Source organism: Rhodococcus sp. NPDC047139, from assembly GCF_040643435.1.
Classification (GTDB): domain Bacteria; phylum Actinomycetota; class Actinomycetes; order Mycobacteriales; family Mycobacteriaceae; genus Rhodococcus.
In genome coordinates this window covers 1-23,066 of record NZ_JBEYUH010000022.1, presented here as the reverse complement: position 1 = coordinate 23,066, position 23,066 = coordinate 1, and the positions used below count along the sequence as shown (strand labels likewise).

The following is a 23,066-nucleotide window of genomic DNA, read 5'->3' as shown; positions in this document are numbered from 1 at the left end:
CGCCCTCTGGTCGTTCGACGGAGCGAGGAGACGCATGACCGAGATCGCAGCACCGCCGGTCAAGGGCAGCGTGGGCACATCCGTCCCGCGGGTCGAGGACCTGCGATTGGTGACCGGAGCCGGGACATTCGTCGACGATGTCACCCGCCCCGGCATGGTCCACGCCTGTTTCGTGCGCAGCCCGTTCCCCCGCGCACGCATCGTCGACATCGACATCTCGGCCGCCGTGGAACTCGACGGAGTCGTCGCCGTGTACACCGCGGCCGAACTCGGGCCCGTCGCGCACCAGATCTCGTATGCGCTGGACATGCCCGGTCTGCCTCCCGTGCCCCGGCCCCCTCTGGCCGAGGAAGAGGTTCGATTCGTGGGCGACCCGGTCGCGATGGTGATCGCCTGCGACCGGTACGTAGCCGAGGATGCCGCCGAACTGGTCGATGTCGACTACGAACCGCTCGACGCGGTGGTGGACTACACCACCGCCGACTCGTCTCCTCACCTGGTCCACGCCGGTTTCGCGGGCAACTCGGCGGGCGAGATGGCCGGTCGCCCGGCATCGGATCTCGATCCGATCTTCGCGTCCGCCCCGCACGTCGTGGAGCAGACCATCTTCCAGCAGGCCTACATTCCCGCGCCGCTGGAGACCCGCGGGGTGATCGCGGAATGGTCTGCCTCGTCTCGGGAGATGACCGTGTGGATCTCGACGCAGTCACCCCACGAGGTGCGAGGCTTCTGTTCCAGGCTTCTCGGGATCGACGAGCATCAGGTGCGTGTGATCGCCCGCGATACCGGCGGTGGATTCGGGCTCAAGGTGGCACCACTGCGGGAAGAGATCTGCGTGCAACTCGCCGCCCGCAAGCTCGGACGCGCCGTCAAATGGATCGAGGACCGTCAGGAGAATCTGATGGCCTCGGGCATGGCGCGCCACGAACACGCCGATGCCCGAATGGCTTTCGATTCCGAGGGCAGGATACTGGCGGCCGGGATCGACCATGTGCAGAACGTCGGCGCGTATCCGACACCCTCACCGATCACCGCGGGCGTGGTGGTCGGCCTGTTGTTCCCCGGCCCGTACCGGATCACCGAGGCGTCGTTCAGTTCGAAGTTCCTGTACTCCAATACCGTCGGACGCCTCGCCTATCGCGGCCCGTGGCAGTTCGAATCGGTCGCCCGCGAACTCCTCCTCGACCGGGCAGCCCGTCGAATCGGCATCGACCCCATCGAACTTCGCCGTCGCAACATGCTGCGGCGGGACGAACTGCCGCTGATGAACCCGAACGGTATGCCGCACGACCACGTCTCCCCGCTGGAGACCCTCGAGCAGACCGTCGAGATGCTCGGCTACGACGACTTCCGCGCCGAGCAGCGCCGCGCCCTGGAGCAGGGTCGCTACATCGGCGTCGGAACGTGCACCTATCTGGAACCGACGACAGGCAGTACCGCATTCCACAGCACCGAAGGTGCGACCATCCGGATCGAACCGTCCGGCAAGGTCAACGTGTACGTAGCCGGTGGCTCGGCCGGCAACAGCCTCGAGACCACCGTCGTGCAGTTGACCGCGGACGCGCTCGGCGTGCCGCTCGCCGACGTCCGCACGATCCAGGGCGACACCTCGATCACGCCGTTCGGCGGCGGTACCGGCGGCAGCCGATCGGGTTCGATGACCGCGGGGGCGATCGCGGAAACCGCGTCCGTCCTGCTGGAACGGATCGTGGCGATCGCCGCGCACCGCCTGGATGTTCCCTCCGAGGAGATCGTCTTCGCCGACGGTGCCGCGACGGTCCGGGACGATCCCGGGACCCGGCTGACGCTCGCCGAAATCGCCGATATCGCCTACTTCCAAGGCGATGGTCTCCCGCCGGGGATCCCGTCGGGTCTCGAGGCGAGCGGTCGCTACCGCACCCCCCACATGTCGATCTGGGCGAATGCGACGCACCTGTGCACATGCGAGGTGGACATCGACACCGGGAAGGTGACCCTGCTGCGGTACATCGTCAGCGAGGACTGCGGCGCGATGATCAATCCGAGCGTCGTCGAAGGTCAGATCTGCGGTGGCACCGTGCAGGGAATCGGCGGGGCCCTCTACGAACACCAGGCCTACGACGACGCCGGAAACCCCATCGCCACGACCTTCATGGATTACCTGCTCCCCACCGCGACCGAGGCACCGACCATCGAGATCGGTCACGTCGAGACCCCGAGCCCCGGACCGGGCAATTTCAAGGGTGTCGGAGAGGGCGGCGCGATCGGCTCGACCCCGGCCGTGCTCAACGCGGTCGCGGACGCATTGAGCCCATTCGGTGTCGAGATCTCCCATCTACCGCTCTCACCGGCCAGGATCGTCTCGATGATCGATCGGGCCCGCGCCGACAGCACGGAGGCCCTGTGAAACCCGCGGCATTCGAGTACCACGCCCCGCACACCCCTGCCGAAGCAGTCGACCTCGTCTCCCGTTTCGGTGACGAAGCGAAGTTCATCGCCGGAGGGCAGAGCCTGATGCCGCTGCTGAACCTCCGGCTCGCGGCGTTCGAGCATCTCGTCGACCTTCGTCGACTCACCGAGTTGCAAGGTGTCCGTTCGGACGCGATCGCCGTGCAAATCGGGGCGACGACCACCCACGCCACGGTCGGCCGGGATGCCGACATCCGGAGGCTCGTGCCTCTCCTCGCGCGCGCCACCCCGCTGATCGGCCATTTCCAGATCCGTAATCGCGGAACCCTGGGCGGATCCCTTGCGCATGCCGACGCTGCCGCCGAGTATCCGGCAGTCGCGATGACGCTGGACGCCACGATCGGCACCCTGTCCCCCCGCGGACGGCGCAGCATCGCCGCATCCGATTTCTTCCGCGGCACATGGACCACCGCCTTGGATCCTGACGAGCTCCTCACCGACATCACCTTCCCCGCCCTGCACGGACGGTGGGGTTTCGCGATCGAGGAATTCACCCGCCGCAGCGGAGATTTCGCGATCGCCGGAGCCGCGGTCGCAGTGCATCTCGACGACGACGCACGGATCGAACGGTGCGCGATCACCGTCTTCGGTCTGTCACCCGCACCGATACGGGCCCGTGCGGTGGAATCCGACCTGGTCGGCCGCACCGCTGCCGAGACCGACGCAACCGATCTCGGTGTCGCGGTGACCGCCCCGCTCGACACGGTGCCGTCGGACATCCACGGCACCGCCGACTATCGACGACGAGTCGGTGCCGTGATAGTCGCTCGCGCATGGGCGCGAGCGTTGAAGGAGGCTCTGTGACCGACATCGACATTCGAGTTCGCATCAACGGCTCGAGTCGGACCGACCGAGTACCACCTCGCCTCACCCTGGCCGATTACCTTCGTGATCGCTGCGGACTGACCGGGACGCATCTGGGATGCGAACACGGGGTCTGCGGGTCGTGCACGGTACTGCTCGACGGGGAGGCCGTGCGGGCGTGCCTCGTGTTCGCCGTCCAGGCCGACGGATCAGAACTGACGACGGTCGAAGGAATCGCCGGGCCGGACGGAGAACTGTCCCCGGTCCAGGCGGCGTTTCGCGACCATCACGGTCTGCAGTGCGGCTTCTGCACGCCGGGATTCATCGTGTCCGCCACCGCCTTCCTGCGCGACAACCCCGATCCCAGCGACGACGACATTCGCGACGCGCTCTCCGGCAATCTGTGCCGGTGCACGGGTTATCAGGGCATCATCCGTGCCGTGCGCGCAGCGGCAGGATCGTGGACCGATCGCGATCGGTGACAGCCGACCGACACCGCATGCTCGCCGAGACCGCCGCGGAGCGGCACATTCCGATTCCGATCCCGAACAGCTACACCCAAGTACCAGAGGAGCAACCGTGACGATCGACGAATCCGCCCGCGACCGGGATCGCGAGAGGAACCGCTACCACTTCGATCGGCACGCCCCCGGATACCGCGACCGTTTCGAGGAGATCACTCACGAACTCCACGCCCGGTGCCCGCTGGCGTGGACCGACACCTACGACGGGCACTGGGTCGCGAGTGGAGCCGACGTCGTATTCGATCTCGCCCGAAGTCCGCACGTGTCCAACGACCACGATGTCCACGGCCAACGCCGTGGATACAAGGGCATCTCGATTCCCACCGCACGGCGCGCCGCGATGGTGCGTGGCGGCATCCTCGAGATGGACGATCCCGAGCATCGCATCTACCGGGCCGTCCTCAACCCGTACCTCTCCCCTGCCGCGGTGCGGCGGTGGGAGCCGTTCATCGACGAAATCGTCCGCGCCGCACTCGACGAGAAGATCGAGGACGGCCGTATCGACTTCGTCGACGACCTCGCCAACATCGTGCCCGCAGTTCTCACCCTCGCCATGCTCGGTATCCCTGTCGCCCGCTGGGCGACGTACAGCGAGCCCGTTCACGCGTCGGTCTACACCCCCGAGGACTCGCCGGACATGGAGCGTGTCGCTGCCATGCACCGCGAGATGGGTATCGACCTGCTCACCAATCTCGTCGAGATCAAGGAGAATCCGCGTCCGGGTCTCGTCCACGCGCTCACCGAGCTGCGCATCGATGGTGAACCCGCGCCGGACATGGAACTGCTCGGCATGCTCGGTCTGCTCATCGGTGGCGGCTTCGATACCACCACGGCACTCACGGCCCGCTCGCTCGAATGGCTCTCTCGACACCCGGACCAGCGTGAACTGCTCAGCCGCGAACGCAGCACTCTCCTCGATCCCGCCACCGAGGAGTTCCTCCGCTACTTCACGCCGGCGGCAGGCGACGGACGCACCGTCTCCGAGGACTGTGAGGTAGCCGGAACTCGGCTCGAGGAAGGTGACCGCCTCTGGCTGTCGTGGGCGATGGCCAACCGCGACCCCGCGATCTTCCCCGAGCCCGACGACGTCGTCCTCGATCGAAAGGGGAACCGGCACTTCAGCTTCGGTCTCGGAGTTCACCGCTGTGTCGGTTCGAACGTCGCGCGCACCGTCTTCAAATCGATGCTCACCGCAGTACTGGACCGCATGCCGGACTTCCGGTGCGACCCGGAAGGAACCGTCCATTACGACACGATCGGCGTGATCCAGGGCATGCGCAAGCTTCCGGCGACCTTCACCCCCGGACCCCGCCTGGGCCCCGGCCTCGACGCCACCCTCACCAGGCTCCAACGCATCTGCGACGAACAGGGACTCGCGGCACCCGTGACCGTACGGCCCGAGGCCGCCGTGGTGGATTGAGCCTGCGCGTCAGTCGGGTGACCCCTCCCCACTCGGATCGGCGTCGCCGCTCACCTCGTCGCCCGGTTCACCCTCCGCCATGTCCGCGAAAGCCGTCCCGGAGACCATCCCGTTCGTGCCCGGCACGACCGCGGTCGGCCGCGCGCCCGGTTCGTACATCCGGTCGATCTCCTCGGCCCGCTCCTGAGCACGTCGCTTCGATTCGTCGTCGAGTTGCTCCTCGCCTGCCGACTCCTCGGTCTCACTCATGTCGGTCCCCCTTCCCCCACGCGGTACGGACCCCGCACGGGCTGGCCCGGATGTGACGCTTCCAGAGTGCCCCCGATCGTGGCCCCGAAAGGGCCGAACGGTCATCGAAGTCGGCCGGAACCGATGTTCGCCGGAACGATCCTCGTCGGCCGTGTCGCGAGTAGGCTCGATCTCCATGACGAGCTCCCTCGGTCGGGCACGCAGGCGGTGACACCGTGGCGGAACTCGTACTGGGGCCCGTGCTCCGGCATATCGGCGACACGGACGCCACGATCTGGGTCGAGACGTCCGAGCCCTGCACGGTGCAGGTGCTCGGCAACTCGGAGCCGACGTGGACCGTCGCAGGGCATCACTACGCACTCGTCGTCGTCCGGGATCTGGAACCGGGATCGGCGACTCCCTACGAGGTGCACGCGGACGGGCGGGTCGTCTGGCCTGCGGCCGGCGAGGCGCCCTCACTGATCCGAACCTCGGGAGGAGCCGGCGACAGCTTCACCCTCGCGTTCGGTTCGTGCCGCGTGGCGACGACATCCGAAGGGGAGCCGCCGTCGCACGACCTCGGGACTGACGCCCTGGTCGCGTACGCGCAGCGCATGCGTGCTCTCCCTGCCGACGAATGGCCCGATGCCCTGCTGCTGCTCGGCGACCAGGTATACGCCGACGAGTTGTCCCCCGAGATGGAACGGCGGGTCGCCGAGCGACACGATCTGTCGGAGCCGCCGGGCGCGCAGGTCCGGAATTTCGAGGAGTACACCTGGCTGTACGCCCAGTCGTGGGCGGAGCGCGATGTGCGGTGGTTGCTGGCGAATGTGCCGACCTCGATGATCTTCGACGATCACGACGTGCACGACGACTGGAACACGTCGTACTCGTGGCGCGCCGAGATGGAGGCATCCGAGTGGTGGGAGGAACGGATCGTCGGGGCGTTGGCTTCCTACTGGATCTACCAGCACCTCGGGAACCTCTCGCCCGAAGAACTCGCCGGCGATGCGCTCTACGACCGGGTTCGCAGGTGCGCCGGTGACGCCGAGCCGATCCTTCGCGATTTCGCGTCCGGCGCCGACGAGGAAGCGGACGGAGCACCGGGCGCGCGGTGGTCCTACCGTCGCGATTTCGGGTCGGTGCGTCTGCTCGTGATCGATTCACGATGCGGCCGGGTGCTCGAACCCGACCGGCGGGACATGGTCTCCGACCCCGAGTTCGACTGGATCGAGGAGCAAACCGACGGCGACTACGACCATCTGCTGATCGGCACGTCACTGCCCTGGCTGCTCCCTCGCGCGATGCACGACATCGAAGCGTGGGACGAGAAGCTGGCCTCCGGTGCCCGCGGGAATCGACCTTCGCGGTGGGCCGAGAAACTCCGCCGCGCTGCGGATCTCGAACACTGGTCGGCCTTCCGCAACTCGTTCGAACGCCTCGCACGGTTGCTGGCCGACGTCGCCGGCGGACGTCGCGCGAGCGTGTCCGGCCGCGCGCCGGCGACGATATGTGTGCTCTCGGGCGACGTGCATCATGCGTACGTCGCCCGTGTCCAGTTCGAGGCGCCGACCGATACCGAGGTCTATCAGCTGACGTGCTCTCCGCTGCACAATCATGTTCCCGCAGCGATCCGGGTCGCCTTCCGTGCCGCGTGGAGTCGCGCGGCGGAGCGTTGCGTGCGGCTGATACTGGGTCGCGTGACGGCGGTTCCGCCGGCGTCGTTCTCGTGGACGAGATCTGCGGGCCCGAGTTTCGGGAATCAGATCGCTACTCTGCGCACGCAGGGTCGCCGCGCACATCTGACGATCGAAAGGTCTGTGGACGGGCCGGGAACGCGCTTGTTCGAGACCGTGGCGGATCTTTCACTGACAGGCGAGACGCAATCACCCGAGATCCCCCCGGCTCATGCGAATGTTCGCCCTTCGGGGTGATAGGCGGGGGGCAGGGAGTTCACGTCCTGTTCCGTATTTCACTGATTTCCGTATTGTTCGAAAACTCGGCCCAGGCTCCCGGTGTTCCGCTTCGTGCATATTCCCGTGACGGCCGGGGTACCTGTGTCAGGGTTTGGAAACGCACCCGACCACGGGAGGAACACATGCTCGTCCGGAGAATCGCGCGGCCCATGCTCGCGTCCATCTTCATCGCCGGGGGTATCGATGCCCTGCGGAAGCCCGAGCCGAAGGCCGGGGCCGCGCAGCCCGGGCTCGATCAGGCGGTGAACGCTCTGCCTGCCTCGGTCACCGACCGGCTGCCCAGCAATCCCGAGACTCTCGTGCAGATCAACGCCGCCGTCCAGATCGGCGCAGGCACCATGTTCGCTCTCGGCAAGGCCCCTCGACTCTCCGCTCTCGCCCTGATCGGCAGCCTCGTGCCGACCACGCTTGCGGGCCACGACTTCTGGAATGCCGAGGATCCGGCGACTCGCGCGCAGCAACGCACCCAGCTCATCAAGAACGTGAGCCTGGCCGGTGGGTTGCTTCTCGCCGCCGTGGACACGGAGGGCAAGCCGTCACTCGGCTGGCGCGGCCGTCGCGCGGCGCGTGCCGCACAGAAGTCGGTTGCAGCTGCCCTGCCGGGCGGATCCTCGGACAGCCACGCGGCAGAGACACTGCACACCGTCGCCGAACGCGTCAAGGCGCTCACCGACGAAGCCGGCGAGCAGGGCGGTCATCTCCTCGGCATCGCCAAGGAACGTGCGCCGGAACTGGCAGAGGCTGCGCGCGAACGCGGCACCGGTCTGCTCGAGGTGGCACGCGACCGCGCCCCGGTCCTGACGGAGCGGGCACGTGATCGCAGCGCCGAAATCCTCGGTGTCGCGCGCGAGCGCGCTCCCGAACTGGCCGAGGGCGCCCGCGAGCGGGGGACCGAACTGCTCGGGCTCGCACGCGAACGTACCCCCGAACTCGCCGAGGTTGCCCGTAAGCGCGGCTCGAAGCTGTGGGACACGACGGTCGATCGCAGCGCCGAGTGGGCGAAGCTCGCCGAAGACCAGTCCGCCGTCCTGAACGGCCGAGCGCATGTCGCGGCGGAGAAGGCCCTCCTGCGTGCCGAAGCGGCGCGTAAGCAGGCTGCGAAGGCGGAGAAGAAGCTCGCGAAGAATTTGAAGAGCCTCGAGAAGAAGTAGAAGTATTCGAGTACTGCTCAGCGCTGCGGGCGTGCGACCTGGTCGCACGCCCGCAGCGCTGTGAACAGGACTTCTGTCCGTTTCCGCTCCCCAACGACTAGACTTCTCGGGCACTTTCGTCGACGCGTCATCCCCCGGCGCGGATCGATGTTCGTCCTGTCTATCCCGAGGAGTCCCTGTGCCGGTTGATGGCGCGTCCCATCCGGAGCTCGATCACGAGCAGTCCTACGTGTCGATGCTCTACACGCACCTCGACGGGCTGCGCGACTACGCCCGGACCCGGCTGACCCGCGTCCTGAAGGAGACAGGCGGTACCCCTCAGGCGCGCAGTGAGCGCGAGTCGTTCACGCAGATGTACACCGAGGACATCGCGAAGTACGACGCCGCGGAGCACGGTCTGTGCTTCGGCCGCATCGACGTCCGGGTCGACGAGTCCGATCCTGACGGACCGGTCCCCGGCGAGGCCGGTGAGGAGACGCGGTACATCGGCAGGATCGGCATCCTCGACGAGGAGAACGACTACGAGTCGCTGCTGCTCGACTGGCGGGCTCCGCAGGCTCGCCCGTTCTATCTCGCCACCCCCGCCGCCCCGGACGGCGTCGTCCTGCGACGACACATCCGCAGCCGCTCCCGTACCGTCACCGCCCTGCACGACGAGTATCTCGACCTCGATGCCGCCCTCGAACATGCCGATACGCAAGCGTCCGGTGGTGTCGCCGGGGAGTCGGCGCTGCTCGCGGCCCTCAATGCCGCGCGTACCGGGCAGATGCACGACATCGTCGCGACGATCCAGGCCGAACAGGACACCGTCATCCGATCCGAGCATCGCAGCGTGCTCGTCGTCCAAGGCGGCCCGGGCACCGGCAAGACGGCCGTCGCGCTGCACCGCGCGGCCTATCTGCTCTACACCTACCGCAAGCAGCTGGCCAAGAGCGGTGTGCTCATCGTGGGCCCGAACACCCGTTTCCTCGATTACATCGGTCAGGTGCTGCCCTCGCTCGGCGAGACGGGGGTGCTGCTGTCCACCGTCGGCGACCTGTATCCCGGGGTGACACCGACCGTCGAGGACAGCCCGGAGGCCGGCGAACTCAAAGGCTCCCTGGACATGGTGAAGGTGCTCGAGAAGGCGGTCCGCGACCGGCAGGAGGTACCCCGCTCCCCCGTGCGTCTGAGCTTCGACACCTACGCGCTCACACTCGACCGCAAGATCGTCACCCGCGCGCGCGGGCGTGCCCGCTCGTCCCGACGGCCGCACAATCTGGCGCGCCCCATCTTCGTGAGCGGAGTCATCGACGCACTGGCCGACCAGCTCGCCGGGATCATCGGCTCGAATCCACTCGGTGGGGCAAATCTGTTGAGCAGAGAGGATATCCACGACATACGGTCGGAGATGCGTGCCGATCCCGAGATCGTCGCCGCGATCGACGCTCTGTGGCCGGAACTGTCTCCGCAGCAGGTCCTGTCGGATCTGCTCGCCTCCCGGGAGCGGATCGCATCGGCGGCACCGGCACTGTCCGACGAACAGATCGAGGCGCTGCACCGGCCCGGCACGCCGGGGAGTTTCAGCGCAGCGGACGCTCCGCTGCTCGACGAACTCGCCGAACTGCTCGGCGTCGACGACGCCGCCGAACGCGAGCGCGCAAAACGACGCTGGCGCAAGCAGATCGCCGACGCACAGGGGGCGCTCGACATCCTCACCGGTTCGGCGCCGCAGGATCTCGAGGACGATCTGGATCCGGAACTTCTCATGGCATACGACCTCATCGATGCCACCCAGCTGGCCGAGCGTCAGAGCCACCGCCGCCACGAGACGACGGCGGAGCGCGCCGCCGGCGACCGCACGTGGACCTATGGTCACGTGATCGTCGACGAGGCGCAGGAATTGTCCGCGATGGCGTGGCGAACGATCATGCGCCGCATCCCGAACCGTTGGATGACCCTCGTAGGAGACACCGCGCAGACCGGTGATCCGGCGGGAACGGAGTCGTGGCAGCAGATCCTCGAGCCATACGTCGCGAACCGGTGGAAGAAGACCGAGCTGACGGTGAACTACCGCACTCCGGCCGAGATCATGCGGATCGCGCATGCGGTGCTCGCGGAGATCGACCCCGGTCAGATGCCTCCGCAGTCGGTCCGCGACTCCGGTTTCGAACCGTGGGCGCAGCGCGTCGACCCGGACGCCGTACTCGCGACGGTGCGGGCCGCGCTCGATGCCGAGACCGGTCCGGGCACGACGGCAGTCCTCGCCCCCGCGCGGCTCGCGGCGGCCTGGGAGCATCTGGCGTCCGAGTCGGTCACGGTCGCGACCGTCAAGGAGGTCAAGGGCCTCGAGTTCGACGCGGTCCTGCTCGTCGAGCCTGCGGAGATCCTCGCGGATTCGTCGCGGGGCCTCAACGACCTGTATGTGGCGTTGACTCGTGCCACGCAGCGGCTGGGCGTGGTGCATTCGGCGCCGCTTCCGCATGTGCTCTCGGGGCTCGCGTCGGCGACACACTGCTGAGGCCGGCCACGCCCGGTCTTCGGGGCGGTACCTTCCTTCCGGGCGTTACGCATCCGCGGAGGGGACGAGCAGTGGCCGATCGGGCAGAGAGAAGCCGGGCACGCGCCGTGCTGTCCGCATGGATCGTCGCGGTGGCCGGGGCCGTTCCGGTCGCCGCGTGCGGATCGGCCGCACCGACGACGCCGGACGCGGCGGATGCTGCGATCTCCACTGCGCCTACGACGGACCTGCCGACCCCACCCGACGCGCGCTTCCTGCGCGTCAAGGAGGCCTTGGATTCGGCCGGTCTGGTCGCCGACGTGAACGACGACACGGTACTTGCGGTGGTGCGAGGTGTGTGCGACCAATTGGCCACGGGGGTGCCGGAGCCGGACGTGCTCGCCACGCTTCGGCCGATCGCGGCGTACGCCGCGGCGGCTTCGGGTACGCAGATGTCGGCGGACGATGCCGCCCTGCGCTATCTCGAGACCACCCGCGAGACGTACTGCTGATCTCTCAGCGGACCGTGTGTACCACCAGCACGTCGCAGAGCGCCTTCCGGGCCACGTCCGACGGCACGGAGCCGAGCAGGCGACCGGTGAGCGTGTTCAGTCCGCGATTACCGATGACGATGAGATCGGCATCGACTTCTTCGACCAGCGTGAGAAGCGAGTCGACAGGTGCACCGACGATGGGGCGTTCGGTGATCTTGTGCGCGCCGGCCACTATCGCCTTTTCGCGTGCGGTGCGCAGGATTTCGTAGGTCGGCGCCGACCCGGTGACCTGGTACGCCTCGTCGCGCAGCACATCGGCGGCCTGCGCGGTCTCCTTGGGATCGGCCGGATAATAGGCACAGGCGATCACCAGTTGGGCGCCGGCGTCCCCGGCCAGAGCAGCTGCCTTCTCCACGGCCCGATACGACGATTCGGAACCGTCGGTTCCGACGACTATGGTCCGGTAGGCGCTCATTCATCCTCCATCGAGTGTGTGGTCCATCGACGCGAGCCGCCGATGCCGCCACGGAGGATACCCGCGCTCCCCCGCCCTACGCTGCGTCGACAGTAGCTGGATCGACACTAGCGGGACGGACGCCCTCGGTGTGACTTTCGGGTCTCATCCCACGACCGGGCCGGATCACCGTGCGTCACCGTAGCGGGGGCCGAACAGCCCGTCGGGTAGAACACCGGAGTCGACGAATGTGTCTCGCCACGGCAACGCGAGGTCGAGGAGCCGTTCCAGACCGTCTTCGCCGAGCTCCCGCCACGGCGCGACGGCAAGGTCGTCGGTCAGATCCTCGACGAGTTCACGCACCTCGAAACCCTCGCCGGTGAGTTCTCCGCGCCGATCGAGCAGTCCGCGCTGACGCAGGCCCGCCTCCGCGGCCGCCCACTCGTCCTTCGTCCACCCGCGGAGTCTGCGCGCCGGTTCGGGGGCGAAGCCGATTCCGGTCGCCGTGTGGGTGACGAGTGCTTCGAGACCCGACAGCCCCGCCGTCTGGAGGGCGGCGATGTGCCCGTCACCGCGGTACTCCCGCAGCAGCGTCAGTGCGTGCCACAGCTGCAGGTGGGCAGGTTCGGGCCAGGGCAGGTCCGCGTGCGCCGCGTAGAGCGGCCGCCCCTCCGGTCCTGGAATCGCGCGAGCAGCGCGGGCGGCGAGGGCGGCGGCCTCGGCCATCTCGGCCGAATCCAGAGCCTCCTGTCCGAGCACTCGCCGGTAGGCGGCGTCCACTCCACGCAACCGCGCGGCGGTGATCGACTCCGGGTCGGCGACCGCCCAGACCTCCGGGACCGCGGATTCGATCACACGAGGGGCGAAGTTGTAGAACAGCGCGGTCACCACGCCTGCACCCACGGCACCTACCGCCGCGGAGCGCGAGCTCACGTACTGCGGCACCGGCTCGGTGACACCGAGCGTTGTGAGCTCGCCGGCGATCTCCGGGGCGAAATAGGCGACCGAGTGCAGCAGTTCCATCGAGCGGGCGGAACGCCCGGCCTGTGAGGGCTCCATGCCCGGGAGCCTACCGACACGACCGGCGGCGCCCGTCTTCCGCTACTTCAGTCCTGCCGCATCCATGCCGCGCAGTTCCTTCTTCAGATCGGAGATCTCGTCGCGCAACCGTGCTGCGAGCTCGAACTGCAGGTCGCGCGCTGCCTGCATCATCTGATCGGTGAGCTGCTGAACGAGGTCGGCAAGTTCGGCACGCGGCATCGAGGAGGTGTCGCGGCCTTCGACGACGCCCGAGCTGACCGCTCGCCCGGACTCGCCCTGGGCACGACGGCCACGCGATGCGTTGCGTCCGGAACCGCCCACTTCGACGACCTCGGTGTCCTCGGCCTCCTGGTAGACCTGATCGAGGATGTCGGCGATCTTCTTGCGCAGCGGTTTCGGATCGAGACCGTGTTCCTTGTTGTAGGCGATCTGCTTCTCGCGGCGCCGTTCGGTCTCCTCGATCGCCCGCGCCATCGAATCTGTGACCTTGTCGGCATACATGTGGACTTCGCCCGAGACGTTGCGGGCCGCACGGCCGATGGTCTGGATCAGCGATGTCGTCGAGCGCAGGAAACCTTCCTTGTCGGCGTCGAGGATCGCCACGAGCGAGACCTCCGGCAGGTCGAGACCCTCGCGGAGCAGGTTGATGCCGACGAGCACGTCGTACTCGCCGAGCCGGAGCTGGCGCAGCAGTTCGACGCGGCGCAAGGTGTCGATGTCGGAGTGCAGATAACGCACCCGGATGCCGAGTTCGAGCAGATAGTCGGTGAGATCCTCGGACATCTTCTTGGTGAGCGTGGTGACGAGCACGCGTTCGTCGCGTTCGGCGCGTTCGCGGATCTCGTGCACGAGATCGTCGATCTGCCCCTTGGTGGGCTTGACCACGACCTTCGGATCGACGAGACCGGTGGGCCGGATGACCTGCTCGACGAACTCGCCGCCGGTCTGCCCGAGCTCGTACGGGCCGGGTGTGGCCGACAGGTACACCGTCTGACCGATGCGCGCGGCGAACTCCTCCCAGGTCAGTGGGCGGTTGTCGACCGCAGACGGCAGCCGGAACCCGAAGTCGACGAGGTTGCGCTTGCGCGACATGTCGCCCTCGTACATCGCGCCGATCTGCGGCACGGTCACGTGCGACTCGTCGATGACCAGAAGGAAATCCTCCGGGAAGTAGTCGATGAGCGTCGCCGGGGCGGAACCGGCCGCACGGCCGTCGATATGACGGGAGTAGTTCTCGATGCCGGAGCAGAAGCCCACCTGCCGGATCATCTCGATGTCGTACTGGGTGCGCATGCGCAGCCGCTGCGCCTCGAGCAGTTTGCCGCGGTTCTCGAGATCAGCCAGGCGCTCCTCGAGTTCGGTCTCGATGTCCTTGACCGCCCGTTCCATGCGCTCCGGGCCGGCGACGTAGTGGGTGGCCGGGAAGATCCGCAGGGAGTCGACCTTGCGCACGACGTCGCCGGTGAGGGGATGGAGATAGTACAGAGCGTCGATCTCGTCGCCGAAGAACTCGATCCGTACCGCGAGTTCCTCGTAGGCGGGGATGATGTCGACAGTGTCGCCCTTGACACGGAAGGACCCGCGGGTGAAGGCCGTGTCGTTGCGGGTGTACTGGACGTCGACGAGCAGGCGCAAGAGCGCGTCGCGGGGAACCTCGACGCCGACTTCGAGCTGGATCGACCGGTCGAGATAGGACTGCGGGGTGCCGAGACCGTAGATGCACGACACCGATGCGACCACGACGACGTCACGACGGGACAGCAGCGCGGAGGTCGCCGAGTGCCGGAGACGCTCGACGTCGTCGTTGATCGACGAGTCCTTCTCGATGTAGGTGTCGGTCTGCGCGATGTACGCTTCCGGCTGGTAGTAGTCGTAATACGACACGAAGTATTCGACCGCATTGTGCGGCAGCATCTCTCGCAGCTCGTTCGCGAGCTGTGCGGCGAGAGTCTTGTTGGGCGCCATCACGAGGGTGGGTCGCTGGACGCGCTCGATGAGCCAGGCGGTGGTGGCGGACTTGCCGGTACCGGTGGCACCGAGCAGCACGACGTCCTTCTCCCCCGCCTTCAAGCGGCGTTCGAGTTCGTCGATGGCGGCCGGTTGATCGCCGGCCGGCTCGTACTCGCTGACGACCTCGAAGCGGGCCTCGGTGCGCTCGATCTCGCCCACCGGCCGGAACTCGGAGTGGGCGACGACGGGATGTTCACTTGCGAACGCCATGAGAACCAGAGTAGGCGCTCGCACCGACACGCCGCCCCGGGCACAGCCGCGAGAATGCCGCTGCCACGGATGCGACCGGGCCGCTAGCGTGCATCTCGTGTCCACGACCCCGCATCCGGTGAAGACCGAGACATTCGACGTCCCCGCGAAGACCAACACCGACCCGAAAGGCTTCGTGCGTGCGGTCGACGAGTATCGCGTCGAGGAGTGGGGCCTGTACATGGCCCGTTCTTCGGACCACCCGAAGTTCCACTATCTCGAATCCTGGTTGCTGCCGCAGTTGCGGCTGCGGGCCTCGATCTTCCACTTCACTCCGGGTAACGAACGGGATCAGGACCGCTATGTCGACGTGGGCGAGTTCCGGCGCGACGGGCAGGTGTGGCATTCGTACGATCACTATCTCGATCTGATCGTCCGCACCGGTCGCGACACCGCCGTCGAGGACGTGGACGAATTGGTCGTCGCCGTCACCACCGGCCTGATCGACGCGGCCGTCGCGGAGACGGCGATCCACACGGCCGTGCGAGCGGTGGACGGCATCGCGGCGCACGGCCACGACCTCGACGCGTGGCTCCGCGAGCGGGGCGCGCCCGTCTACTGGCGCTGACCGGCAGGACCCCGCAGCGACGCCGCAACCTGCACAGAAGTGCGAGTAGCTGGGCCGGCGGTGCCCGGCACGCCGATCCCAAGCGCATGCTCTTCGTCGGGCGCGCCACCATGGTCGTCGCGACCGCCGCGGCGGTGGCCTTCGCCAGCATGCGGCTCAGCATTCTCGATCTGCTGGTGTTCGTCGGCGCGCTGTGGGGTGCACTGGTCTTCCCCGTCATCGCGAGCTTCTACTGGAACAAGGTCACCAACAAGGCGTTCACCACGTCCGTGCTCGTCGCCCTTGCGGCATTCGTGCCGGTGCGCTTCGGCTGGATCGCGATGGACGGGGTGGTCGCGTGGGCGGTGGACATCGCCTCGGTCATCGGTGTCGGCGTGATCGCGGGCCTGATGGCGTTCGGCTTCTTCGGACTTCGGGTCGCCCGGATCGTCGGTACCGTCGCTGCCCTCGTCGCTGCTCCCTTCGCCCTCGGCGCGGTCCACGACTATGCGGTGCTCAGCGCGTCGCTCATCGCCTACGCCGTCAGCACCGTGGTGTGCTGGGCGATGTCCGTGAACTCGGACGAGAACTTCGATTTCGACGTCGTCTCCCAGCGAATCGGCGATTTCGACGCACCGGAGAACGCCTCGGACGCACGCGATCTGAAGGAGGAGAACCGATGAGCTCGCTCGCGTTGACGATCTACGTCCTGATCTGGCCCGTGCTGGTCGCGGGTGTCCTGGCCGTGCTCTGCCGGGGATTCGTCAAGGAGTGGTTGCAGGCTCGGCGCAACGGCGAGGATCTGATCTGACCGTCACCGCAGGATCCCTTCGCGCAACGCACGCAGGACCGCATTCGTGCGATCCCGCGCGCCGAGTTTGAGGAGGATCGACGAGACGTGGTTCTTGACCGTGCCCTCGGCGAGGAACAGCGCCTCGGCGATCGTACGGTTGCCGAAGCCTTCCGCCATCAACCGCAGCACCTCGAGTTCGCGTTCGGTCAGGTCCTGCACGCCGCCGGCGTCGTCGGCGGCGTGCGGGGCGGACCGGATCGCGCGCAGCAGGCGGTCGGTGATCGAGGGCGCGACGAGTGTGCCGCCCTCGTCGAGGGTCCGCACCGCACGGGCGAGCTGTTCCATGGTGACGTCCTTGAGCAGATATCCGCGAGCACCGGCCCGCAGTGCAGCGAGGACGAGTTCGTCGTCGTCGAAGGTCGTGAGCACGAGCACGGGGACCTCGACGCCCTGTTCGCGGAGGCGGTCGAGCGTCCAGATGCCGTCGAAACCGGGCATACGCAGGTCCAGGAGCACGACGTCCGGGGACGTCGCGGCGATGACGTCGATCGCGACCCGGCCGTCGTCCGCCTCCCCGACCACCTCGAAGTCGGCCATCTGCAGCAGAGTTCGGATGCCCTCCCGCACGAGGGTCTGATCGTCGACCACCACGAGACGGGTCACGGCGCGGGCACCCGTGCCGTCACGCGGAAGCCGTCGCTCCCGTCGACGGTCACCCGGCCGCCGAGCGCCTCGAACCGCTCGCACAGCCCCCGCAGGCCGTTGCCGATCACCGGCGTGCGGGCGCCGGATCCGTCGTCGACCGCCGACATCACCGTCCCTGCTCCGTCGTCGGTCACGTCGACCCTGAGCCGACGGGCGTCGGCGTGGCGGAGGGTGTTGGTGACGATCTCCTGCAATGCCCGCACGAAGGCGACGACCTCCTCGTCGCCCACCCGCACGTCGGGATCGACGGCGATCGACACATCCAGGCCGGGAAGATCCCGCACCACCCGCAGCAGAGCCTCCGCGAGATCACGCGGCTCGGCGCGCAACTCCCCCACCGTGGCCCGGACGTCGGCGAGGAGCTCGCGGGCGACACCGGCCGCCCGTTCGACGTGCTCGTGTGCCCCGGCGCCGTCCCGATGGCGAGCGGCCTCGAGTTCGAGGGCGAGCACGGTGAGCTGGTGACCTATCAGATCGTGGAGGTCGCGGGAGATGCGCAAACGTTCGGCGGTGCGCGCGGATTCGGCCAGCAGCACCGTCGCGGCCCGCAGTTCGACGTGGGTTTCGGCGAGTTCCCGGCGCATGCGTTGTTCCCGGAGCAAGGACACCGAGCCGAAGACGGTGGCCAGTTGGATCAGCAGGTAGAAGCCGACCATCAATGGAACCTCGCCGGTTCCACCCGGGATCGCGGCGGACGCGGCGAGCACCACCGTGTTCAGCGCGACGATCCCCAGGCTCACCCGCACCGGCACCAGGTAGACACTCACCGCGGCGGTGACGACCAGCAGGATCGGGAGCAGCCCTATCGCCGGCGCGGTCGCGACCACCGCCCACGACGATCCGACGGCGACGGCGAGTGCGAAACCGGCCTTCCGCGAGCGCTGTTCGACCACCGCTGCCCAGAACAACGCCGTCACGGTCACGACGAAGAGCAGGGCCCACACGGCCCGTGGAATCCTCGGTGTCGCGGCGCCGAACAACACCGGAAAGCCCACCGCCACCACGATCACGAGCATCGCCAGGCCCGACAGCTCGTCTGCAGTCCATCGACGCACATCACCACTGTAGGGCTCGGCGCTCTCGGCGGAGCGTGCCGGAAGTCATGGGCACCGATCCTGACCTTCGGCACACGCGCTTCCGGTCCACCGCTCGTAGCGTCGAGGGCATGGACGGCCTCGAGCACGGGCAGGGCACCTCGGCGATCGTCGCCGAGCACCTGTGCAAACGCTACGGCGACACCGTCGCCGTACACGATGTGAGTCTGACGGTCGGTGCAGGAGAGATCGTCGGGATCGTGGGTGTGAACGGCGCCGGCAAGACCACCACGGTCGAGTCGATCGCCGGTCTGCGGGCACTCGACCGTGGCACGGTGCGTGTGCTCGGCCTCGATCCGCGACGGGATCGACCTGCGCTGCGGCAGGTGCTCGGCGTCCAGCTGCAGCGGGCCACCTTCCACCACGCGCTGACCGCCCGGGAACTCGTCGACCTGTACCGCAGCTTCTATCCCGATCCCGTCCCGACGGCGGAACTCCTGCACTCGGTCGCCCTGTCCGATCGGGGCGACACGCGATTCGAGAATCTCTCCGGCGGACAGCAGCAACGCCTGTCGGTGGCACTCGCACTCGTGGGCAGGCCCCGCGTCGTGATCCTCGACGAACTCACCACCGGCCTCGATCCACGCGCGCGGCGCCGGATGTGGTCGACGATCGGACGGTTGGGCGCCGAAGGCGTGGCGGTGCTGCTGGTCAGCCATGCGATGGAGGAGATCGAGCATCTGTGCGCCCGGGTGGTGCTCTTGGACCGCGGGCGCGTCGTCACGGTCGGCACCCCCGCAGGGATCGTCGAGAGCACGGGGGCCGCGAACCTGGACGACGCCTTCGTCGCACTGACCGGTCGTGACCTCGGGGAGACGCAGTGACGACGACATCGAGAGTTCACCGTCCGGGTGCCGCGGCGTGGCTGATGCTGATCCGCTGCGAGGCGAAGATGGTGGCGCGGGACACCGCCGGGCTCGTCGTGCCGATCGGGCTACCGTTGCTGATCCTGGCGATGAGCGCCTCGACGGTGAGCACCGAGACGGTGGTGAACGACCGCACGGTGCTCGATGTGTTCGTACTGCCCTTGGTGATCACTGTCGTGGTCGCCACGATCGGGATCGTCAACATGCCGAGCTTTCTTGCCTACTACCGGTTGTCGGGCATCCTGCGCAGACTCGCCGTCACGCCCGCCTCGCCCGCGATGGTGCTCGTGGCCCAGGTCGTGGTCGGGGCCGCGCAGGCACTGCTCGGTGTCGGCGCGGCTCTGCTCACGGCGTGTCTGTTCTTCGGCGCTCACCTTCCCGTCGATCCCTTCGCCGCCGTGGGCGTGTTCGCACTGATCATGGGAGCGATGTCTGCGGTGGGGATGATCGTCGCGGCGATCGCTCCGACTCCCAATGCGGCGGTGGCGATCGGACTCGTCGTCTTTTTCGCCCTGGGAGCGTGCGGGGGCTTGTTCGGTAGTCCCGACGCGCTACCCGATCCGGTCGCGCAGATCGGTGGGTGGCTCCCCTTCGGAGCCGCCGTCGAGGCACTGTCCGCGACATGGGCGGGCACAGCGGTCGCGCCTGCCGACCTGATCGGCCTCGTTGCCGCGATCGGGGTGGGCACGCTGGTCGCCGCCACGGTCTTCCGGTGGGATCGCTCGTGACCGCGATCGCGAGGGGTTACCGGTTGTCCACGTCTTCGGGCACGAGGTCGACACGGGCCGGGATCACCTGCCGGTGCGAGGAGTCGGGGCCTTGTGCAGCGAGGGAGCTGTGTGTGGGCGGATCGGACGGCACGTGGGCGGGGCGACGGCGTTCGAACTCCGTCCGCAGCACCGGTACGACCTCGCGACCGAGGATCTCGATCTGCTCGAGCACGACGTCGAGCGGCAGACCCGCGTGGTCCATGAGAAACAGCTGACGCTGATAGTCACCGGCGTAATCGGCGAAACCGAGGGTGCGTTCGACGACCTGCTCGGGTGTTCCGACGGTCAGCGGCGTCGTCGCGGAGAAGTCCTCGAGCGACGGACCGTGACCGTAGACGGGGGCATTGTCGAAGTAGGGGCGGAAGATCCGCTTGGCCTCTGCTTCGGTCTCGGCCATGAACACCTGCCCGCCCAGCCCGACGATGGCCTGTTCGGCGGCGCCGTGTCCGTACTGCTCGAACCGCTGCCGGTACAGCGTGATCATCTGCTGGATGTGTTCGCGATTCCAGAAGATGTTGTTGTGGAAGAAGCCGTCGCCGTAGAAGGCGGCCTGCTCGGCGATCTCGGGGGAACGGATCGAGCCGTGCCACACGAACGGCGGGGTGTCGTCGAGCGGCCACGGGGTGGAGGTGTAGCCGTGCAGCGGCGTGCGGAACTTGCCCTCCCAGTCGACAACACGTTCGCGCCAGAGTCGGCGCAACAGATGGTAGTTCTCGATCGCCAGCGGGATGCCCTGGCGGATGTCCTTGCCGAACCACGGGTAGACCGGTCCGGTGTTCCCACGACCCATCATGAGGTCGACGCGACCGCCGGCCAGGTGTTGCAGCATCGCGAAGTCCTCGGCGATCTTCACGGGGTCGTTGGTGGTGATGAGTGTGGTCGCGGTCGAGAGGATCAGTTTCTCGGTTCTCGCCGCGATCCAGCCGAGCATCGTCGTCGGCGAGGAGGGAACGAAGGGCGGGTTGTGATGCTCGCCGGACGCGAAGACGTCCAGACCCACCTCCTCGGCCTTCAGCGCGATCTTCGTCATCGCCACGATGCGCTCGTGTTCGGTGGGGACCCGGCCCGTGGTGGGGTCGCGCGTCACGTCGCCGATGGTGAAGATGCCGAACTGCACGATCGAACCTCCGTCAAGTAATTGAACTGTCAACTACTCTAACGGATGGTGCCCCCGGCGCATTCCCCACCGGAAACACGCCGGGGGTCCGGCAGTAGCTAGGCCGACCAGCCCGTGGTCTCGGCCCATTCCCAGGCCCGGTGGTGAGCCTGATCGAACCACGGCGCCTTGAGCGACTGGTACGCCGCTGCCGCTTCCGCACCGTCCGGCCGCCGCCCCGCTTCGGCTGCCGCATCGGCCTTGACGCCTGCGTACTCCTGCTTGGCGGTGTCCACCGCGGACAGCCAGTCACGCAGCAACAATGCGAACCGTTGGGCCGGCCAGCCGTCCACCCGGACCGCCACCCGCGCGGGCCGGCCGGGATCGGCGCTGCCGTGCAGCCGCATCTCCCACACGCCCGGATCGGTCTCACCGCCCGCGCCGTAGGACGGTTTCGGTTCGTCGGTGACCACCTCGGCGATTCGGGGGAAGCCCGCCGCGGTGAGAGCAGGTACGAGCGCGTCGGCCGCCGCGAGATCGGCGACCGTGATCTGCAGATCGATGACATCCACTGCAGCCAGACCGGGGACTGCGGTGGACCCGACATGGTCGATCCGCTTCGCCGCACCTCCGGCCGCGAGGGCGAGCCGCGCGATCAGCCGCTGCGCCTGGCGGTGCCAGTCGTCCCGCGGGGGCACCACCACGGGTTCGGGCTCCACCGCTACGCCGGTGCGCAGATTCTCCTCGAAGGGCAGCAGACGCTCGGTCCACAGACTCCGCACCTGCTCGACCAGCGCCTGCTGATCGCCGGTGTTGTCGAGCCAGACGTCGGCGACCTCCCGCCGCTGCTCTTCCGTGGCCTGCGCCGCGATTCTCGCCCGGGCGTCGGCCTCGGGCATGCCGCGCAGTTCGACGAGCCGGCGGATCCGCTCGGACTCGTCGGCGTGCACCACCGCGACGAGATGGAAGGCCGGGGCCATGCCACCTTCGACGAGCAGTGGGATGTCCTGCACGACCACGGCGTCCTCAGGCGCCGCGGCGACCAACTCGGCGGTGCGGCGTCCGACCCGGGGATGGGTGATCGCGTTGAGGGCGGCACGTGCGTCGTCGCTCGCGAACGCCTTCGCCGCGAGCGCGGGGCGATCGAGTGTGCCGTCGGCCTGGAGGATGTCCTCACCGAAAGCGTCGACGAGTTCGGCGAGACCGTCGGAGCCGGGAGCGACGATCTCCCGGGCGACGACATCGGAATCGACGATCACCGCCCCGAGTTCGACGAGCTCCTTGGCGACGGTCGACTTGCCCGCACCGATTCCTCCGGTCAACCCCATTCGCAGCACGCCGCCCAGTCTCGCACCTCACCCCGGGCCGGACGTGCCCGACCCACCGCGATCACGGCTTCGTCACAGAGGAGTCACGGGCCGGTCGCGGTGAGCACCTCACGCTGACACACCCCCTCCTACCTGGGGCAAATGCGCAGAGTTCGTCGTCGTCTCCGATATCGTTCGCTTCGAAGCGTCCGACCCGGCTCGTCCGGAGATCCGAGAAGGCAGGCCATGCGATCCTCCACCTCCACCACAGGTCGGCATCGCCTCGGCATGGAACACGGTGTTCACTGCGTCCTCATCCCCGAGGTCGCCACCGCCCTCGCCGAGCACCGGCGGAACTGGTTCACCGCGCTGCTGACGAACGCGCGGCACAGTCACGCGGCCATGCGCAAGCGTGCGGCAGCCCTGCCCGCACAGTGGGCGACCCCGGCCGTGGGGTGAGCATCCGTCTCCGTTCCGGAACAACGTGGCGCCGGAACGCGGACGGCCCCGCACCGTGGGCGGTTTCAAGGGGTCGACGCAACACCGCTGTTAGTTGGTGGTGATTAGATCACGCAGACGCTCGGCTGGGGTATCCCAGCCGAGCGTTTTG

Annotated in this window: 22 protein-coding genes; 14 read left to right on the top strand and 8 right to left on the bottom strand. The window is 67.9% G+C overall.

Annotated elements, in window-relative coordinates; translation table 11 throughout:
- The first annotated feature begins 34 nt into the window (after positions 1-34).
- From ABZ789_RS20910 to ABZ789_RS20895, 4 genes are all read left to right on the top strand, one after another.
- Positions 35-2,386 carry a xanthine dehydrogenase family protein molybdopterin-binding subunit gene (locus tag ABZ789_RS20910; RefSeq protein WP_358427963.1) on the top strand — a complete coding sequence of 784 codons (2,352 nt, stop codon included), beginning with the start codon at positions 35-37 and terminating at the stop codon, positions 2,384-2,386.
- A complete protein-coding gene (locus tag ABZ789_RS20905) occupies positions 2,383-3,252 on the top strand; it encodes a xanthine dehydrogenase family protein subunit M (RefSeq protein ID WP_358427960.1) in 870 nt (289 codons plus the stop codon). The genes ABZ789_RS20910 and ABZ789_RS20905 overlap by 4 nt, the downstream gene beginning before the upstream one ends.
- The gene (locus ABZ789_RS20900) at positions 3,249-3,734 is read left to right on the top strand and encodes a (2Fe-2S)-binding protein (protein ID WP_358427957.1); all 486 of its coding nucleotides are present in this window, start codon (positions 3,249-3,251) and stop codon (positions 3,732-3,734) included. Before ABZ789_RS20905 ends, ABZ789_RS20900 begins: the two co-directional genes overlap by 4 nt.
- 97 nt (positions 3,735-3,831) lie before the next feature.
- Positions 3,832-5,196: a cytochrome P450 gene (locus tag ABZ789_RS20895; RefSeq protein WP_358427954.1), complete on the top strand. Its 1,365-nt coding sequence runs from the start codon at positions 3,832-3,834 to the stop codon at positions 5,194-5,196.
- Between the two features lie 9 nt (positions 5,197-5,205).
- Here ABZ789_RS20895 and ABZ789_RS20890 read toward each other — a convergent pair whose 3' ends face one another.
- A complete protein-coding gene (locus tag ABZ789_RS20890; RefSeq protein WP_358427951.1) occupies positions 5,206-5,445 on the bottom strand; it encodes a hypothetical protein in 240 nt (79 codons plus the stop codon).
- A 215-nt stretch (positions 5,446-5,660) separates the two neighbouring features.
- On the opposite strand from ABZ789_RS20890, the gene ABZ789_RS20885 reads away from it, so the two are divergent.
- The 4 genes from ABZ789_RS20885 to ABZ789_RS20870 all read left to right on the top strand — a co-directional run bounded on the left by ABZ789_RS20885 (position 5,661) and on the right by ABZ789_RS20870 (position 11,542).
- A complete protein-coding gene (locus tag ABZ789_RS20885; RefSeq protein WP_358427948.1) occupies positions 5,661-7,358 on the top strand; it encodes an alkaline phosphatase D family protein in 1,698 nt (565 codons plus the stop codon).
- Positions 7,359-7,522: 164 nt separating this feature from the next.
- Entirely contained in the window at positions 7,523-8,551 is a 1,029-nt protein-coding gene (locus ABZ789_RS20880) for a DoxX family protein (RefSeq protein ID WP_358427946.1), read from the top strand.
- Between the two features lie 235 nt (positions 8,552-8,786).
- Complete coding sequence (locus tag ABZ789_RS20875) at positions 8,787-11,051, top strand: ATP-binding domain-containing protein (protein ID WP_358428056.1); 2,265 nt, start codon at positions 8,787-8,789, stop codon at positions 11,049-11,051.
- 71 nt (positions 11,052-11,122) lie between these two features.
- A complete protein-coding gene (locus tag ABZ789_RS20870) occupies positions 11,123-11,542 on the top strand; it encodes a DUF732 domain-containing protein (RefSeq protein WP_358427943.1) in 420 nt (139 codons plus the stop codon).
- 4 nt (positions 11,543-11,546) lie between these two features.
- On the opposite strand, the gene ABZ789_RS20865 is transcribed toward ABZ789_RS20870, so the two are convergent.
- The 3 genes from ABZ789_RS20865 to uvrB all read right to left on the bottom strand — a co-directional run bounded on the left by ABZ789_RS20865 (position 11,547) and on the right by uvrB (position 15,239).
- Positions 11,547-11,999 carry a universal stress protein gene (locus ABZ789_RS20865; protein WP_358427940.1) on the bottom strand — a complete coding sequence of 151 codons (453 nt, stop codon included), beginning with the start codon at positions 11,997-11,999 and terminating at the stop codon, positions 11,547-11,549.
- Between the two features lie 165 nt (positions 12,000-12,164).
- Entirely contained in the window at positions 12,165-13,037 is an 873-nt protein-coding gene (locus ABZ789_RS20860) for a hypothetical protein (protein WP_358427937.1), read from the bottom strand.
- Positions 13,038-13,079: 42 nt separating this feature from the next.
- On the bottom strand, positions 13,080-15,239 hold the full coding sequence (uvrB, locus tag ABZ789_RS20855; protein WP_358427934.1) for an excinuclease ABC subunit UvrB: 2,160 nt from the start codon (positions 15,237-15,239) through the stop codon (positions 13,080-13,082).
- Between the two features lie 97 nt (positions 15,240-15,336).
- Here uvrB and ABZ789_RS20850 point away from each other — a divergent pair, with 97 nt between their 5' ends.
- From ABZ789_RS20850 to ABZ789_RS20840, 3 genes are read left to right on the top strand one after another with little or no spacing between them, the layout of a single operon-like run.
- Positions 15,337-15,846 carry a DUF402 domain-containing protein gene (locus ABZ789_RS20850; protein ID WP_358427931.1) on the top strand — a complete coding sequence of 170 codons (510 nt, stop codon included), beginning with the start codon at positions 15,337-15,339 and terminating at the stop codon, positions 15,844-15,846.
- Positions 15,807-16,508 (top strand): hypothetical protein, encoded by a 702-nt coding sequence (locus ABZ789_RS20845; RefSeq protein WP_358427928.1) that lies wholly within the window; start codon positions 15,807-15,809, stop codon positions 16,506-16,508. The genes ABZ789_RS20850 and ABZ789_RS20845 overlap by 40 nt, the downstream gene beginning before the upstream one ends.
- Positions 16,505-16,636 carry a putative transporter small subunit gene (locus tag ABZ789_RS20840; RefSeq protein WP_358427925.1) on the top strand — a complete coding sequence of 44 codons (132 nt, stop codon included), beginning with the start codon at positions 16,505-16,507 and terminating at the stop codon, positions 16,634-16,636. The genes ABZ789_RS20845 and ABZ789_RS20840 overlap by 4 nt, the downstream gene beginning before the upstream one ends.
- Positions 16,637-16,639: 3 nt before the next feature.
- On the opposite strand, the gene ABZ789_RS20835 is transcribed toward ABZ789_RS20840, so the two are convergent.
- Both ABZ789_RS20835 and ABZ789_RS20830 read right to left on the bottom strand, forming a co-directional pair.
- Complete coding sequence (locus ABZ789_RS20835; protein ID WP_358427922.1) at positions 16,640-17,281, bottom strand: response regulator transcription factor; 642 nt, start codon at positions 17,279-17,281, stop codon at positions 16,640-16,642.
- Positions 17,278-18,378 (bottom strand): histidine kinase, encoded by a 1,101-nt coding sequence (locus ABZ789_RS20830; RefSeq protein WP_358427919.1) that lies wholly within the window; start codon positions 18,376-18,378, stop codon positions 17,278-17,280. The genes ABZ789_RS20835 and ABZ789_RS20830 overlap by 4 nt, the downstream gene beginning before the upstream one ends.
- A 110-nt stretch (positions 18,379-18,488) precedes the next feature.
- Between ABZ789_RS20830 and ABZ789_RS20825 the strand changes: the two genes are divergently transcribed.
- Positions 18,489-19,241 carry an ABC transporter ATP-binding protein gene (locus ABZ789_RS20825; protein WP_358427916.1) on the top strand — a complete coding sequence of 251 codons (753 nt, stop codon included), beginning with the start codon at positions 18,489-18,491 and terminating at the stop codon, positions 19,239-19,241.
- The gene (locus ABZ789_RS20820) at positions 19,238-20,011 is read left to right on the top strand and encodes an ABC transporter permease (protein WP_358427913.1); all 774 of its coding nucleotides are present in this window, start codon (positions 19,238-19,240) and stop codon (positions 20,009-20,011) included. The genes ABZ789_RS20825 and ABZ789_RS20820 overlap by 4 nt, the downstream gene beginning before the upstream one ends.
- 16 nt (positions 20,012-20,027) lie before the next feature.
- On the opposite strand, the gene ABZ789_RS20815 is transcribed toward ABZ789_RS20820, so the two are convergent.
- Positions 20,028-21,170 (bottom strand): LLM class flavin-dependent oxidoreductase, encoded by a 1,143-nt coding sequence (locus tag ABZ789_RS20815; protein WP_358427910.1) that lies wholly within the window; start codon positions 21,168-21,170, stop codon positions 20,028-20,030.
- Positions 21,171-21,268: 98 nt separating this feature from the next.
- Positions 21,269-22,486 carry a dephospho-CoA kinase gene (gene coaE / locus ABZ789_RS20810; RefSeq protein ID WP_358427907.1) on the bottom strand — a complete coding sequence of 406 codons (1,218 nt, stop codon included), beginning with the start codon at positions 22,484-22,486 and terminating at the stop codon, positions 21,269-21,271.
- A 216-nt stretch (positions 22,487-22,702) separates the two neighbouring features.
- On the opposite strand from coaE, the gene ABZ789_RS20805 reads away from it, so the two are divergent.
- A complete protein-coding gene (locus tag ABZ789_RS20805; protein ID WP_358427904.1) occupies positions 22,703-22,915 on the top strand; it encodes a hypothetical protein in 213 nt (70 codons plus the stop codon).
- Positions 22,916-23,066: the final 151 nt, after the last annotated feature.

What these genes read in the sequence shown, in the direction of transcription:
- ABZ789_RS20910 (WP_358427963.1), top strand. Translation starts at nt 35, where the DNA reads ATGACCGAGATCGCAGCACCGCCGGTCAAGGGCAGCGTGGGCACATCC.
- ABZ789_RS20890 (WP_358427951.1), bottom strand. Translation starts at nt 5,445, where the DNA reads ATGAGTGAGACCGAGGAGTCGGCAGGCGAGGAGCAACTCGACGACGAA.
- ABZ789_RS20860 (WP_358427937.1), bottom strand. Translation starts at nt 13,037, where the DNA reads ATGGAGCCCTCACAGGCCGGGCGTTCCGCCCGCTCGATGGAACTGCTG.
- ABZ789_RS20875 (WP_358428056.1), top strand. Translation starts at nt 8,787, where the DNA reads ATGCTCTACACGCACCTCGACGGGCTGCGCGACTACGCCCGGACCCGG.
- ABZ789_RS20880 (WP_358427946.1), top strand. Translation starts at nt 7,523, where the DNA reads ATGCTCGTCCGGAGAATCGCGCGGCCCATGCTCGCGTCCATCTTCATC.
- ABZ789_RS20840 (WP_358427925.1), top strand. Translation starts at nt 16,505, where the DNA reads ATGAGCTCGCTCGCGTTGACGATCTACGTCCTGATCTGGCCCGTGCTG.
- ABZ789_RS20825 (WP_358427916.1), top strand. Translation starts at nt 18,489, where the DNA reads ATGGACGGCCTCGAGCACGGGCAGGGCACCTCGGCGATCGTCGCCGAG.
- uvrB (WP_358427934.1), bottom strand. Translation starts at nt 15,239, where the DNA reads ATGGCGTTCGCAAGTGAACATCCCGTCGTCGCCCACTCCGAGTTCCGG.
- ABZ789_RS20805 (WP_358427904.1), top strand. Translation starts at nt 22,703, where the DNA reads ATGCGATCCTCCACCTCCACCACAGGTCGGCATCGCCTCGGCATGGAA.
- ABZ789_RS20865 (WP_358427940.1), bottom strand. Translation starts at nt 11,999, where the DNA reads ATGAGCGCCTACCGGACCATAGTCGTCGGAACCGACGGTTCCGAATCG.